The 14,857-nt window shown below is 63.7% G+C and carries 12 protein-coding genes and 1 pseudogene; 1 reads left to right on the top strand and 12 read right to left on the bottom strand.

The features are described 5' to 3' along the window. Positions 1 to 231, top strand: a 231-nt coding sequence (locus tag VNM24_06105) for a hypothetical protein (GenBank protein ID HWQ38175.1), incomplete at its 5' end; no start/stop codon positions are given. A gap of 16 nt (positions 232 to 247) precedes the next feature. Here the strand turns inward: VNM24_06105 and VNM24_06100 are convergent. The 12 genes and pseudogenes from VNM24_06100 to VNM24_06045 all read right to left on the bottom strand — a co-directional run. Beyond that, positions 248 to 430, bottom strand: a pseudogene (locus VNM24_06100) (DUF433 domain-containing protein). Between the two features lie 488 nt (positions 431 to 918). Further along, the gene (locus VNM24_06095) at positions 919 to 3,939 is read right to left on the bottom strand and encodes a type I restriction endonuclease subunit R (protein ID HWQ38174.1); all 3,021 of its coding nucleotides are present in this window, start codon (positions 3,937 to 3,939) and stop codon (positions 919 to 921) included. Positions 3,940 to 3,950: 11 nt separating this feature from the next. Continuing rightward, entirely contained in the window at positions 3,951 to 4,382 is a 432-nt protein-coding gene (locus tag VNM24_06090) for a hypothetical protein (GenBank protein ID HWQ38173.1), read from the bottom strand. After that, the gene (locus VNM24_06085; protein HWQ38172.1) at positions 4,369 to 4,989 is read right to left on the bottom strand and encodes a nucleotidyltransferase domain-containing protein; all 621 of its coding nucleotides are present in this window, start codon (positions 4,987 to 4,989) and stop codon (positions 4,369 to 4,371) included. Before VNM24_06085 ends, VNM24_06090 begins: the two co-directional genes overlap by 14 nt. 107 nt (positions 4,990 to 5,096) lie before the next feature. Continuing rightward, positions 5,097 to 6,161 (bottom strand): macro domain-containing protein, encoded by a 1,065-nt coding sequence (locus VNM24_06080; protein ID HWQ38171.1) that lies wholly within the window; start codon positions 6,159 to 6,161, stop codon positions 5,097 to 5,099. Between the two features lie 20 nt (positions 6,162 to 6,181). Next, on the bottom strand, positions 6,182 to 6,823 hold the full coding sequence (locus VNM24_06075; protein HWQ38170.1) for a DUF4433 domain-containing protein: 642 nt from the start codon (positions 6,821 to 6,823) through the stop codon (positions 6,182 to 6,184). Next, positions 6,820 to 9,006 (bottom strand): NADAR domain-containing protein, encoded by a 2,187-nt coding sequence (locus tag VNM24_06070; protein HWQ38169.1) that lies wholly within the window; start codon positions 9,004 to 9,006, stop codon positions 6,820 to 6,822. Before VNM24_06070 ends, VNM24_06075 begins: the two co-directional genes overlap by 4 nt. Further along, on the bottom strand, positions 8,990 to 10,036 hold the full coding sequence (locus VNM24_06065; GenBank protein HWQ38168.1) for a hypothetical protein: 1,047 nt from the start codon (positions 10,034 to 10,036) through the stop codon (positions 8,990 to 8,992). Before VNM24_06065 ends, VNM24_06070 begins: the two co-directional genes overlap by 17 nt. Next, positions 10,033 to 10,956: a Kiwa anti-phage protein KwaB-like domain-containing protein gene (locus tag VNM24_06060; protein HWQ38167.1), complete on the bottom strand. Its 924-nt coding sequence runs from the start codon at positions 10,954 to 10,956 to the stop codon at positions 10,033 to 10,035. Before VNM24_06060 ends, VNM24_06065 begins: the two co-directional genes overlap by 4 nt. Beyond that, on the bottom strand, positions 10,953 to 11,519 hold the full coding sequence (locus VNM24_06055; GenBank protein ID HWQ38166.1) for a hypothetical protein: 567 nt from the start codon (positions 11,517 to 11,519) through the stop codon (positions 10,953 to 10,955). The genes VNM24_06060 and VNM24_06055 overlap by 4 nt, the downstream gene beginning before the upstream one ends. Next, on the bottom strand, positions 11,516 to 13,744 hold the full coding sequence (locus tag VNM24_06050; GenBank protein ID HWQ38165.1) for a DUF262 domain-containing protein: 2,229 nt from the start codon (positions 13,742 to 13,744) through the stop codon (positions 11,516 to 11,518). Before VNM24_06050 ends, VNM24_06055 begins: the two co-directional genes overlap by 4 nt. Beyond that, positions 13,741 to 14,857: N-6 DNA methylase (locus tag VNM24_06045; protein HWQ38164.1), on the bottom strand; the 1,117-nt coding region annotated here is incomplete at its 5' end. The genes VNM24_06045 and VNM24_06050, both read right to left, overlap by 4 nt.

Genomic DNA, 14,857 nt, shown 5'->3' with positions numbered 1-14,857 from the left:
ACGATACTCAAATTCGATTCGGCAGGTCTTTCCATTGCGCCGCGCGATGCAATCTGGGAAGCCCGTTTGTATGACCTCAACGTCGAAGCCGAGCCTTGGGGCAAGCCGACCAAACAGGAAAACCACACCTTGTTCATTGGTCGGTGCGTACGACATCCCTTCAATTCTTATATGACGACCTACAAGGCTCTCTCTTTTGCTCATGGCCCCGCTTCCTGCGGCTCATCCTAGAGGTCTATCTCCATTGCTACAAAACGCTTCTCGGGCGCAGCGCGCCCTCGCGGACCGCCTCGGCGGCGTATCTCAGCGCCTCGCGGATGTCGACCGTCGTGAGATCAGGGTATGCCTTGAGAATCTCCTCCTCGGTCATTTCGTCCGCGACCATTCCCACGACCGTGGCGACCGGAAACCGCAGCCCGCGAATGCAGGGCCCTCCATCTAGCCATCTAACTGCGCCGGATTGACCGTGATGCGGGTGAACCTCATCGACAAGATTCTACGCCCGGAACCTGCGTGAGGCTGTTGCTGACCGAAGGATTCGGCTCGAACGCGAACCTTAGCCGCGCAAGTAGATCGCATCAGAGGTGTAACGGGAAATTCGCGTGACAGGTTCGCTCATCGGCGCCTCCTCGGGGAAGCGGCGATTCTAACGGCGCAGCGATGACAGCCCGACCGCTGCTCGCCGCGATCTATTTCCGCTACATGCGCGCCAGAGCCCCGCGGACGCAACCGTCCGGGACGACTTTCGGCGAAGCCTGGAGGGTTTGTGCCGCCCCTTGCAAACAATCGGAATCGGTATCCACGCAGTGCGCGTTCCTCGCCTTCGTAGTGCGCCCTGTGAACCGGTGCTTCGTCACCGCCGGCGGGCCAACGGCCGATCGTGTCACGGAGCTGCGCGGTTGCGTTTGATCCGCGCGTTCACCCACCGGCATCCTGCCGTTCGTAGGTCAGCTCGAACACGGTGTCCGTCAACCAGCGCCGGAACGAGTCGTTGTCCATGAACTGCTTGAAAAGCTCCGTGTCGTCCTTCATCAGGGCGGTCATCACCCGACGCAGCGCCTTGTCGTGCTCGACGCGCGCGTTCTGCCGGTCGGAGTTTTTTCTGGCGTTGCGGTAGGCGGTGTCAGCCGCGACGCGGTTCGGAATGTCCTCCGTGATCAGCTTGTGCACGCGGTCAGCGTCGGACCATTCGATGTTCCCGAACCGTTCGTTGAAGGCCCGGATGATGTTGGACAGCCGGTCAAGTTCGGGCTCCGGCTTGCGGCCGCCGCCGGAGGTCGGCACCGGCTCGATTTCGGCGTCCGCGTCCGGCAACTGGATCCTCATCGCCGCCTGCTTCTCGACCCGGTAGCTGTCCATGTCGATCGCCTCCAGGATGCCTCCGGAGAGGTCCTCCTCCACCGGTGCCGGCAACTTCGGAACCAGAAAGGTGAGGAAGATTGACAGTTTTTCCCACTCGGCGTTCGTGTAGGGCAGGATCGAGCCGAGGAACCCGTAGGTGCGCAGGAAGGCTTTGGCCTTGCCCTTGAAGTCCACCTGCCCATCCTCGTTCAGCCGCTCGCGGTACTCGGCGACGCAAGCATCGAGAATCGGATCGAGCCTGTCCCGTTCCGCGCCGCCCAGGTAAAGGGCAACGAACTCTTCTACCCGCTTCGCGGCGTAGATCTGGTAGCCGTCGAGCGCGGCCTTCAGGTCGTGCAGCTTGTTCGGGTCCGTCTCATCGGCGAGGATAGTCGTGCGGTAGTAGTCGGCGAACGCCTGCCGGATCGTCTCGGCGTCGTTCATGAAGTCGAGCACGAACACGTCGTGCTTTTTCGGATGCGCCCGATTGAGACGCGAGAGCGTCTGCACCGCCTTGATGTCCGAAAGTGGCTTGTCCACGTACATCGTGTGCAGCAGCGGCTCGTCGTAACCGGTCTGGAACTTGTCGGCGCAAATCAGGAATCGGTACGGGTGCTCGCGTATCTTGTCGGCGATTTGGCTGGACGGAAAACCATTGAGCGACGCTTCGGTCACCTTCGTGCCGCCGTACTCGTGCTCGCCCGAGAAGGCCACGATCGCCCGGTACGGGCTCTTACGCTCGGCAAGATAGGCCTGAAACGCGTGGAAGTACTGGATCGCGCGCTCGATGCCGCTCGTGACCACCATCGCGCGCGCCTCGCCTCCGATCTTGTTCAGCGCCAGCACCTGCTCGTGGAAGTGGTCCACCATGATCTCGGCCTTAAGCCGGATCGCGTGGTCGTGGCTTTCGACGTAGCGGCGCAGCTTCTTCTTCGCCCGCTTGGTGTCGAACTCCGGGTCGCCCTCGACCTTCTTGACGAGCTTGTAGTAGCTGTTGACCGGCGTGTAGTACTTCAGCACGTCCAGGATGAAGCCTTCCTGGATGGCCTGCTTCATCGTGTAGCTGTGGAACGGCCGCTGCTTAACCGTGCCGTCGGGCTGCGGGCAAGGCTCCCCGAAGATCTCCAACGTCTTGTTCTTCGGCGTGGCAGTGAAGGCGAAGTAGCTCGCGTTGGGCAGCAGCTTCTTGGCCTCCATCAGCCGGTTGATCTTGTCCTCCAGCGTCTCGTCTTCGTCGGTGACCCCACCCGGAGAGAGCGCCATCGACACTGCCGCCGACGTGCGCCCGCCCTGGCTCGAATGCGCCTCGTCGATCACGATGGCGAACCTGCGGCCCCGGTGCTCGGCGCCGATCTCGTCCAGGATGAACGGGAACTTCTGCACCGTGGAGATGATGATCTTCTTGCCCTCGGCGATGAACTTCCTCAGATCGCCCGAGTGCTCGGCATGCCCGACCGTGGCGCCCACCTGCGCGAACTGCTTGATCGTGTCGCGGATCTGCTGGTCGAGGATGCGCCGGTCGGTGACGACGATGATCGAGTCGAACACCGGCGTCCCGTCCTTCGCGAGGCCGATGAGCTGGTGCGCGAGCCAGGCAATCGAGTTCGACTTGCCGCTGCCCGCTGAGTGCTGGATCAGATACCGCCGGCCCGCGCCGTTCGCCTGCGCGTCGGCGAGTAGCCGGCGCACCACGTCGAGCTGGTGATAGCGCGGCCAGATCTGCAGCGCCTTCTTCTTGCCGGTCTTCTCGTCCTTGGTCTCGACGATCTGCGCGTAGTTCTCGAGGATGTCCGTCAGGCCCGCGCGGGTGAGAACGCGCTTCCACAGGTAGTCGGTCTTCAACCCGTTTGGGTTGGGCGGATTGCCCGCACCGTCGTTCCAGCCCAAGTTGAAGGGCAGGAACCACGAGCCCTTCCCCTTGAGGTGTGTACAGAAGCGCACCTCGTGGTCATCCACCGCGAAGTGCACCACGCAGCGCCCGAACTCGAACAGCCTCTCGCGCGGGTCGCGGTCGCGCTTGTATTGCTCGACGGCATCCTCCACCGTCTGCTTGGTCAGGCTGTTCTTGAGTTCAAAGGTCGCGATCGGCAGACCGTTGATGAACAGCGCCAGGTCGAGTGCGCGCTGTGTCTCGTCGCGGCTGTAGCGCAATTGCCGCGTCACGCTGAAGCGGTTGGCGTCATAGCGCTCCGCGGCCTTGGCATTGCCCGGCGACGGCGTACCGTAGAACACGTCGATGTGGTGCGGCCCGTGCTTGAGGCCGTGGCGCAGCACGTCGATGGTGCCCCGCTTGCTGACCTCGCCTTGCAGCCGCGCGAGAAACTTGCGCCGTGTCGGCCCGTCCTGGCCGAGGTCGAGCGCCTCGCATACTTCGGGCTGCGTCTCGCGCAGGAAGGCCGAGAGCTGCGCGAGGTCCACGCAGTATTCGCGGTCGTAATCCTCCGGCGCACTGCAGATCCAGCCCGCGGCGTAGGTCGCCGGGCGTTGCTGCGCCACGTTGGCCGGGACGCCTGGGTCGCAGGGCGCGCCGGCCAGCGCGGTGCAGATCAGCCGTTCCAGCCCGCGCTCGGAGGTGTCGCTGAACGGCCGCTCGCTCATCGTGCTCGCGGTCACCCTGAAACGCCCGATTCCGGCAGGGCCTCGATGGCTGCCAGCACGCGACGCGCCGCCACCAGCATGTCTGCCAGCAGACGCTCGTCGTGCTCCAGATGACCCTCGTATTCCGCGAGGTTGCGCCGCTCGTGTGCCTTGGCCAGCACCCGCCACACCTCCACCGGCATGCCGAGCGTGTGCGGCAGCGTCTGGAATACCAGGTACCGTGCGTCGCAGCGGTAGCCGGTGCGGCGCAGCGCAAAGAGGGCGAGCGCGTGGCTGGCGTTGTAAGCCAGGTCGAAGCGGCTGGCGAAGGCGAGCGCCGAGTTGTCGGCGTCGGCGAGCCGCTCACGCGCGGAAGCGAGCAGGCCCCGCAACTCCCGCGCGGACGGCGGCTCGCGCTTGAGCTTGCCGATGCGCACCAGGTTGTCGAACTCAGCCGAGGTCATCTTCGGCGCCGATCACGAAGATCTTGGGCTGTGCCGCGATGCGCGCCGCGAAGCTCCCGGCCTCGGCCCGCTTGCGCCGCCACTCGGCGCGCGTCATCAGGTTCGGGCTCACCGGCCGCGCGAGACTTTCCTCCGCCGCCGCCAGCGCGGCGGTGAGGGCGGCGTAATCCAGATCGTCGGCAATCACCATCAGGTCGATATCGCTCGCCGCGCGGTCGGCGCCCTTGGCCACCGAACCGTACACGAAGGCCGCCGCGATGCGGTCGGCGAGCGGCGCCAGGGCCGCCTGCAGCGGCCCCGCGAGCCCCACCGTCTTGCGCACCAGCCCGACGAGCTCCGCGTACACCGGAGCGCGCTCGTTCGCCCGGTAGAACTTCTGATTGCCCACCGTCTCCACCTGCAGCAGCCCGGTGGCCGCGAGCCGCGTCAGCAGGCGGTGCACGGCGCCGGTGCCGGCGCCCGCCAGACGGATCAGCTCCGCACTCTGGAAGCGCCGCTCGGGCTGACCGAACAGCAAGCCCAGCACGCGCTGCTGCACCGGCGTGAACAGCACGTCCGCCAGCGCGGTCGGCGTGGGTGGGGGTGATTTGGTTCTGGACGTTCCCATATCGGGAATGATCGTACCCAATTTGGGAATGATTGACCAGTCCACCGACGGGGCTCAAGCCAGGATCAGGGATTCGACGCCCTACTGGCGCCTGTCCGTGGTCATCGTCACCCTGGCACGTGTTCGGCGAGCGCGGGCACCCAGCGCTGCTGCGTCAAGACCTCGACCGCAATCGCGATCTGCCGCGGCGTGAACTGGCGCTTGCGGTCGTTCCAGGCGTACGTTCGTGCGACCACGTCGGACAGCGTCTGCACCGCTTCGTGTCGCATGACCCAATGCACCGTGGAGAGCAGCTCCAGCCCGAACGGCGACTCGAAGCCTTCCACAAGGGCGGCCACCCGGTCGAAGCGCTCGCGCGTCTCCGGGTGCTCGGCAATGAACGCCGCCGCCTCCTCCACCGCGCCCGGCACCAGCGTCAACGGCTTGTCCGGAGCATCGCCGCCGTCGTCGTAGCCTGCGATCAGATGCCCTTCGATCGCGTGCAGCACGTGGCGAAGGTTGTCGGCGTAGGGACCGTACGGCGCGGCCTTGTAGCGCAGCCTGAGCGGCTCACCCGCCTCCTGCAGGAAGTACATCAGCTTGTGCACTTCCAGCAGCGTGACGAAGGGATCGAGCATGCCGCCGAGATAGCGGTGCATCAGCTCGACCAGCGCGGCCCGCCCCGCGGTCATCTTCGGCACCTCGCGTCGATGCTTCATGGTGTCCGAGGCTGGTGCGCCATGGGGTTCGTACACGATGACGTGCACATCGTCGAGTGCTCGCAGCGCCGCTTCGATGCGCGGACGCACCTCGGCCGACCAATCGAGCCCGCCCAGCCCGGCGCCGAGCGGTGGCAGCGCGATCGAGCGAATGCGCCGGGCGCGAATCTCAGCGACCAGCGCCGTGAGCCCCGCCTCGATGTCCTCGATGCGGCTCTTGCCGCGCCAGTGGCGCTTGGTGGGGAAGTTGATGATGTAGCGCGGCGGCGTGAGCCGACCGGTCTCGAAGACGAACATGCGGCCCGGCTGCACTTCCTCGCGCTTGCAGGCGGCCGCATAGGCCTTGAAGTTCTCAGGGAAGGCGTTCTTGAACTGCAGCGCGATGCCGCGCCCCATCACGCCCACGCAGTTGACCGTGTTGACGAGCGCTTCCGCCTCGCTCTTCAGGATGTCGCCGCTGCGGTACTCGATCATGGCGGGCTCCTCGTTTGTCGTCAGTAATACCACTCCGGCCGAATCTCGACCGGTGGCCTGTGTCCGTGCGCCGGCAGAGCATTGACTGCCGCGGTGTAGGTTGCGCGCGACTGCACGCCGATGCGCTCCACCAGATGCCAGGGGAAACTCTGTTCCAGCAGGAACTCGGCCTGCTTGCCGTCCTTGCACTGGCGCCAGTCCGTGGCATGTACGGCGCCCCAGTCAATCTCGCCGAGCTGGCCGAGATCGCTGCGGTCCTCGAAGTACCGCGCGCCCGCGTTCGACAGCGTGAACGCCCAGCGGCGTGGCTGCGCGTCGGCCCAGGCGACGACCCGATGCAAGTCGGCTTCGAAGTGGACGATCGGCCCCTGTCCGCCCCGGTAGCTCAGCTCCGGGTGATTGCCCTGATAGATCAGGTACAGCATGACCGAGCGCGGGCAGAAGTAGAAGGGCACGCAATCGCCCACGAACAGATCCGGATGACTGGCCAGGCGAAGCTCGTTGAGCCGCCGCTGCTTGATGCTGTTCATGCCGATTGTGGTGCCGGGTGGCGCCCGCCGCACGACCTCTCGATCGCACCAGAGACACTGATCAGCCACGATCGACGGCAGCCGGTCAACGTGCGCGATGTGATAGAGCTTCGGCTGCGCCGGCACGGTCACGCCTCGGCCTCCTCGGGCATTGCGTCGCCGTCGCCGGCGTCGCTCTCCTCCGCGTCGCGCTCGACCTCGGCTTCGTCGAGCGGCTCGAGGTCTTCGGCTTCCTGCGGCAACCGCGCCGCCGCCTCGCGCACGTCGAGCTTGCCGGTGACCACGTCGGCAATCAGGCGGGTGCGGTATTCGCAAAGTAGATCGATCTCGCGGCGTGCTTTCTCAGCCGCGTCGTTCAGACCGCGGGTACGCTCTTCGAGTGCCCTGAGAAGCTCTTCCTGCTCGGAGAGCCCAGGGAGGGCGAGCACAATCCCCTTCATTCGGCCAAGGCCGAGATCTTGGTTGGTCGCCCCACGGGTGAATAGTTGAGCTTGCTCGTAGCAAGGAGGAGAGTTCAGGACGAGCGCAAGGTATTCGGGCAGGACTTTGTACCTCTTCACCTTCAAGACCGCCACGTGAACCCAGACTTGGAATCGAAAGCGTAGGTCGACTGCGCGTGCGACCCCTGTCGTACCCCCTTTCGTGTATAGAACGTCGCCAACCTCGGGTACAACGCGCTTGCTGAACTCCGCGTAATCCGCCTCGGAGATGTACTTAGCATCGCCGAGACTCCAACGATCAGCCTTAATGTTTCGCGCTGACAGAAACGGGATCCCGCTGTCCAGATACCGCGGCGAGTGGTGCGGCCCATCAACTGCACGCGTAATGACGCGTCGGAGCGTCAGGACCTCCCAATGCTCCGGCACATCCCCCAGCCACTCCCCGCCGGAGGGCTTGAGGCGGACGTTGGGGTGAAGGCCGCGGGTGACGGCGCGATGGATGATGGCCTGCTTGTATTCCTCCAGCAGCTTGATCAGCTTCTGCTTGGCGCGGATGTACCGCCGAATCCGCCGGTCCGCGTGGTCGAGGAAGCGGACGATGGCGGCTTGTTCGTCTCTTGGCGGCACCAGCACAGGCATGCGCTTGATGTCGCTGAAGTCAAGGTTCTGCCTTAGCCCGGAGCCGAACCCATAGATGATCTTCAGCAGGTCATAGGCGTTCAGGTATTGATAGCCGAACTCATTCAGCACGATCGGCTTCGTCTCCAGGCACATGTACGCGGCGGTGATGATGCCGCGATGGCGCGCATGCCCAACCCGGAGGCTCGTTTGGTCGTTCTGCAGATCCGTGGTGCGAACGATTATGTTGCCCGGTTCGACGATCTGGTAGGTCTCGAATGACTCGGGCACCAAACCACGCAACTTCTCGGGCGCTTTGACGATGATTCGGCCGTAGCTCAACGACAGCACGGTCGATTCGCCCAAGCCGGTATTCTTGACCTGCCTCGGTCTGTACACGGCGAACGCAGGCGAGACCTGCCAATGTTCCGGTACCTGCCCAAGCCACGGCACCCCGGAGTCCTTCATCGCGGGATACGGCTTGAGGTCACCCAACGGCGCGCCTCCGGGCGCCTTCGGCGTCACGTATGCGGGCGGCGGCGCTTCCCTTGCCGATGGGGCATCGAACAGCGACGGTTGATCGATGCCATCCTGCACAGGCCGACGGGAACTGGAAACAGGGGCAGGCGTCGCTTTGGAATCCCCTGTTGTCAGCTCACTCTCGCCGATCGCCGTAATCGGCCGACCAAGAAACAGGAACTCAGGTATGTCCGGTGGCTCCACGGTCAAGAACGCGTCGCGCCCTTGCGACTTGACAGCTTCCCGCAGTTCCATCAACAGGCGCCCGAGGACGTTCATGCCCACCAGGGTCTGGTCGTCCACAGGCTTCGCGCCCCAGAAGTCATCCCTGCGTGACTCCTCGACGATCGGTCGATCGCCTGTCCGCAGCAAGAGCTCGCTGAACTTCGCCCAGTTCTGCACCAGCTTGACACGCAGGCACCAGCGCATCACCTTGACGCGCACCCGATCCCAATCGGGGCGCGAGTCCTTGCGATGCGGCTTGCTCTTCATCTTGGCCGTCATCGGGCTCGCCTGCCCGATGATCAGCCGTTGGACCTCCGGCAGGTGCGGGAAGCGGCAGGCCTGATACAGCGCTTCGGATGTGTAGATGCGGGTGCCATGCACATGCAGCGGGAAACCGCCCGCCATGTTGGACAGGCCGCCGAACGGTGCATCCGTCTTCAGGAAGACGACGCTGCTCGCGCGGTCGTAGGTCCGCGTCTGGTCGTTCGTTTGGCGCTCAGAGGTCGAAGACATCGGAATCGATATCCTGTGCGTAGGTCTTTCGCGGCAAGAGCGGATACCACTTGGAGAACGGGTGACCCGCTCCAGCCTCGGGGTCGCCCCACCAGAGAGCCAGCGGTACGTTGTTCGGACAATTGCGATACGTGACGATCATCGACCCAAACCCCAGACCGAAGGGGCTGAAGCCGAGCGGGCGCAGGGCCCTGCTTGGGTTCTGGCTGAAGGAGCGAATGCGCATGCCTGCCAACAGGAGTTCGCGTTCGAGAAGCTGGCGACCGTCCTCCGACGAGAAGATCTGGTGCTCAAGCTTTCCACCAGGCGCTCGCGGCTCGAACGGGAACTTCCGTTCCTCGGCCATATATGCCTTCAACGTCGCGTCATCCGGGATCACGGCGGGCCACAGCACTTCAGAGGTCGCGCGGTACCTGTTGCGGTTCTCGATGCGCAACGCAGCCCAAAACTCGAACTTCAGATTCTTGCCTGCTTGCCCTGCGACATCCTTCAGGCGCTCTTTGCATTTCCACTCGCCGAACCGGTGAGCAGCGATAACCAGCACGTGAACCGTACCTTGAGGTGGTGCAGCCTTGTCAATCCAGGACGACAAGTCAGAACCGATGCGCCCGCCTGTGAACAGTACGTCATCGAGGTAGATGAAGTCGCCTCCGTCGACGCCACACTGCTCGATGTCGAGGCCACACTGTGTCTTCAGGGCTTCGCCGAAAAGCTGCCGGATCTCCGCCTGGCTGTGACCGTTCTGCTGGATGTCCAGGAAATGTGCCTTGCGCCAGAAATCGCACGGTTGGCCCCCAGCGAGAGTCTTGTGCGCGATCTGCCTTCCGAAGAACTGACTGACCGTCGCGCGCGCAAAGTACGTCTGCTTGAGCACGTGGTCGAGTTCCCGAAGCAGAGGAACCTGAACCTCCGCGCCGAACTGGCAGACCCAACGGTCGACATGCTCGGCGGTCGGCGCCGGAAGATCACCCGCTCGGTAGTCAGCGGTGGTCTGGGCGATCGACTCGAGCAGCGTCTGCCGTTCCGTCACGGCTTGCCTCCGGGCTTCTTCTGAAGCGGCGCGCGGCTGGCCGCTCGATAGTGCTCCGGTTGATCCTTGACGAGTTCGACTTCGTAGCGCCGACGATCAAGCACCTCCAAGAAGCCCATGACGTGACCCTCATCGACAACAAGCTTCCCGTTGATCTCGCTGAAATCCACGCCGGTCGCTTTGCAAAGTTTCTTGAGATTGCGCTTGTCGATGTTCTTCGACTCCTTCTGCCCACGAATGGACGCGAGGTACCTCGCCGCCCGCGGATGCGTGGCCGCATAGGCCGCGATGCCGCCGAAATCGACGAAGGCGATGTCGTGCTGAAGCGCCTTTGCGTTTTTGGGTACCGCCGCCAAGATCGCCGATTGAAGCTGCCCGGCAAACTCGAACCCGCTCGGCCTAAGGATGTGGATCGCGGCATCATCGATGAGAACGTCGAAGTCCGTGTCGAGCTTGAAGACCCGGTCTTCGATGATCCTGAGGGTGTCATCGGCGAACCTGATCAGCCGATTCTTCAGGACGCCCTTGAACTGAGTGGCACGCCGCAGCGCGGTGAGCTTTCGCCCTTTGGCGTCGGTCAGACGGGCGAAGTAGCAGAACACCTTTCCGGGGTCCTGAAGCGCGTTCGCTGCTGGGTCGAGGTTGACGGCCTCATGGAGCGATTTCAGAGGCGCGCTCAACTCGTCGTCAAGCGGAAGGTGCAGATACTCCTCGCTAGCGTGCTTCTCCGAAGGTTCGTATAGCGGCGGATCAGCGGTTAGCTGCCGCATTGCCGCCCAGGTTGCATCAACCATTTCGCGCAACGCTTGCTGCACGCCAGCGTCAACTGGAACGTAGGCATAGGTGCGAGCGTCGTCGATGTCTCGCCCGACACCGAACTCGACGTGCTTGATGCTCTGCAGATCGAATTGCAGCTTCATCTCCGCGCCTCGAAATAGACGGTATCGCTCAGCCGATAGGCTCGGATACGCTCTCCGGATGCAACGCTCACACGCGGCGTGATCAGGACGTAGTTGCTTCGTCCACTCAGAGGATTACCGTCTGCCGCTGGGTACAGGCTGAAGACTCGGTAGCCGAACAGCGCAAAGAGAATGTTCATGTAATGCAAGTTCAAGTGCCAGAACATGAACACCACGAACCCCAGCCCCGCCAACGCTGCGGCCAGCGTGCGCCAGGTAGCCAGCGTGTCGGCGTAGAACGGCAGAAGCATCGCGAACAGATATACGAGCAAGTGCTCCCGGTTGTCCTCGACGGCCGCAATGGCTAGCTCTCTCGTGTCACCTCGCTGGCGGGCGATCCGGATGCGATACCAGAGGAAGGCATTTGGTCCCACGACCATCGCTGCGCAGAACGTAAGGAAGTAGACATCGGGAATCAGAGCCGTGCCACGGATCGCCCATAGGATGAAGAGCGGCGAAACGCTGCTCAGCACCATGAGAAGACGAGCCAGCTTGAGGCCCTCGTCATGCCCTGTTTGAATCATGGCCCGAGCACCTGCTTGAACCACAAGATGGCCGCCTCGCCTTCCTTGCGCGTCACCTCATCGACGGTGCGGCTGTGGCGGATGCCGTTGCGCAGCTCCGCGAGCTGATCGAAGCGCTTGGACAGCGTCTCCTTGTTCGGGAAGCGCGCCTGAAACAGCGGGCCAAGCGCTTTGCTCGCCACGGTGTCCTGCAGTTCTCGAAGGTCCGCGTACTCGAGCTTGCCGGCCAGTGTCGCGTAGTGATTTGCGTCGAGCGCGGCGTTCTTCTTGGCCATGGACTGGAGCCGCTCGTTGATCTTCTGCTGGACGTGCGGCGGCAGCTTCGACTCGTCGCCCGCAAGGGCTTCGCAGATCGCTTGCCGCAGGGCCAGCTCGATCTTCTCGATCTGCGCGTCGAGCTCGCGCAGTTGCGGCGGCAGATCCAGCCGCTCTTTAATTAGCAGGTCCTCGATCGCTTCCTGGATGGTGCGCTGCCGTTCGGCCAGGAAGTCCTCGAAGTCGCCGGCGGCGAAGGGCTTTCGCAGCAGGATGTCGAAGGCCGCCGGCGAGATGAAGTGCGACTCGAGCGTCGCGCGGACCGTGGCCTCGCCGTTGGCTGCGATGAGTTCCGGCAGATACTCGTTCGGCAGCCGGTCGTTGATCACGTTACGATTGGTGTCGGCGGTCAGGGGCGTGCGGTTCAGGATCGTATCGACCGAAGTCTCGAGCTTCAGCTCCTTGGCTTTGCTTTTCGGGACGATGTGGTGGTCGTCGAGATCACCGAATTGCGGCACGGTACCCGCCATCCAGTCCCGCGCACCGCGCAGGACCAGCAGATTGAAGACACCGTTGTAGACGGAGGTTCCGCGTTTCGTCTCGCGGCGAAGGTCCAGCGTCCGGAAGCGGGCCTTGAACTCTGCGATCAGCGCAGGCTCGGCGTCGTCGTTGTCGAACCAGGCCTTCAGATCCAAATAGTCACGCGCGGTCGTCGACTCCACGGACCCGGAATAGCGGTTCGTGAATACGCTGGCCCAGTACCAGTGGCGCAGCTTGCGCTGGCCGTCGAGCTGCCGGTTGGCAGGCAGCGATCGCGCCGCGGCCAGCGCCGCGGCAAACGCCGGGAGGATCGATACGTACGGCAGGTATTGCGACGAGATTGCGCCGAACTCCTGCGGGTGGCGCAGCAGGTTGATCGCCCGTTCGAGAGCATCCACCGCATCGCGCCAGCGCCTTTCGAAGTCCTGCACAGTGGGCACGAGCACTTCCTTGCGCAGCGAGCCACCGGCTTCGCGCACCTTCTTCTCCTGCCCGGGTAGCAGGAAGTACAGGTACTTCGGTGAGCAGTAAGCCTGCCGCAAGATCGACATCACCTGCAGGATGTAGACGTTGAGCCGCTCGCTTTCGACGAACTCCAGGCGCGGCGCAGCTTCCCGCCAGAGGTGCCTGAGCTGCAACCCCTTGGGCTTGAGCAGTGCGTTGACGAGGTCGAACACGTCGAGTCGGATGCCGCGGCTGTTGATCTGCGTGAAGATGTCGCAGACCTTGTCCAGCTCGAGGTCGCGATCGAGCTCGATGTACGCGATCTGGTACTGCTCCGTGATGCCCTTCAGGTGTTCGCCGAACGCCCGGGCATTCGCTGCGTGTCGTGCCGCAATCTCGGCCGCAGGGCCGTCGCCGGCCTGCGCTGCCTCCTTCTCTTTTGCCTGCCAGTGCTTCTCGTAGTCCTGCACCCAGTTGGGCAGCGCCCATCCGCCTTGGCCCACCACGGCGAGCGGAAACATGTGGCTGTCGAACTGCGCGGCGCGATCTTCAAGCAGCTTTTCGCCGCGCTGCGTCCAGTCGTACTCGAAGGCCTGGTCGTACGCTTCCTCCATGAACCGATCGACGCGGATAAAGTAAAGAAAGCGGTTCTGGCGACTGGGTGCCGGGACATCCGGCGCCAGGAAGGCGTAGTACATCGCGGTCAGCCGCTGCTGGCCGTCCAGCACGATGTGCGAGGGGTCCGCCTTGCCCTGGAACCCATAAAGCGGCTCGCAAGCCAATGCGGCGAAGTTCTCAGGCTTGCCCTTCCACAGCAGCAGGCTTCCGATGTAGTAGTCGAGGAAGATCGAGCGCAGAAGCTCCCGGATGTCCCATGGCTTCCACTCGAATTCGCGCTGGAAGTCGGGGATCACGTAGCGGCCTTCGCGCAGACGGCCGATCAGCGTGGTCAGGCTGACATGGTCTGGCTTCTGCGCGTCCTTCATGACTTGCCCCCAATGATCTCGCCGAGCAATCCCTCGGTCTCTTTCTCCAGCGCGAGGATGTCCGCCCGAATCTCTTCCAGAGTTCGCAGCGGCTGCGGCTTATAGAAATAGCGGGTGAAGCTGATCTCGTAGCCGGTCTTGACGCTCTCGGGCACGTACCAAGCGTCGGGCGCGTGAGGCAGCACCTCGCGCCGGATGAAGGCCTCGATACCGCCGTCTTCCAGCAGCGGCACCTGCTCGGTGTCGCGAAGATCCGGGTCGGGCTCGTATTCGACCACGGCAGGCTTGCCCTCGATCGTCACCTCGAACAAGCCGCGCAGCGGGTCGGCGGCCGTCCCCTTCTTGTGGATCTTTTTGATGACGCACGGCGCGTCGTCGGCGCGCTCGGCGGTCTCCTTCAGCGTCTTGATCTCCTTCGGCGTATACGCCTGCTCGGGGTCTATGCCCATCAGGCGTAGCGGGCGCTCGACCGTCACTTTCCAGTAGCCGAAGGCGGCGTTCGGGAAGATCTTCGACTGCCCGGTCTCCTCGAACTTCAGGAACACGTCGCAGATGCGCGCGATGTCCTCTTCCGACAGTTCGCAGTTTTTCTTGCCCAGGTTCTTGCGCAGCGGCTTGAACCACTGCGTGGCGTCGATCAGCTGCACCTTGCCCTGGCGGTGCGCCGGCTTGCGGTTGGTCAGCACCCAGATGTAGGTGGCGATGCCGGTGTTGTAGAACATGTTGAGCGGCAGCGCGACGATGGCTTCCAGCCAGTCGTTCTCGATGATCCAGCGGCGGATGTTGCTCTCGCCCTGCCCGGCGTCCCCGGTGAAAAGCGAACTGCCGTTGTGCACCTCGGCGATGCGGCTGCCGAGGCGGGTCGCCCGCTTCATCTTGCTGAGCAGGTTGACGAGGAACAGCATCTGGCCGTCGCTCGTGCGGGTGACGAGCGACAGTTCCTCGCCCCGATGCTGGACGACGAAGCGCGGATCCTTGATGCCGTCCTTGCCGCCCATGCGCTCAAGGTCGGCTTTCCAGCTCTTGCCGTACGGCGGGTTGGAGAGCATGAAATCGAACTCGCGCGACGGGAACGCGTCGTTCGAGAGCGTGGAGTGCTCCGGCCCGCCGACG

Source organism: Burkholderiales bacterium, assembly GCA_035560005.1.
Classification (GTDB): Bacteria; Pseudomonadota; Gammaproteobacteria; order Burkholderiales; family Eutrophovitaceae; genus DASRFY01.
Note: the sequence above shows the minus strand (reverse complement) of the source record. Positions and strands in the feature narration are given on the sequence as shown.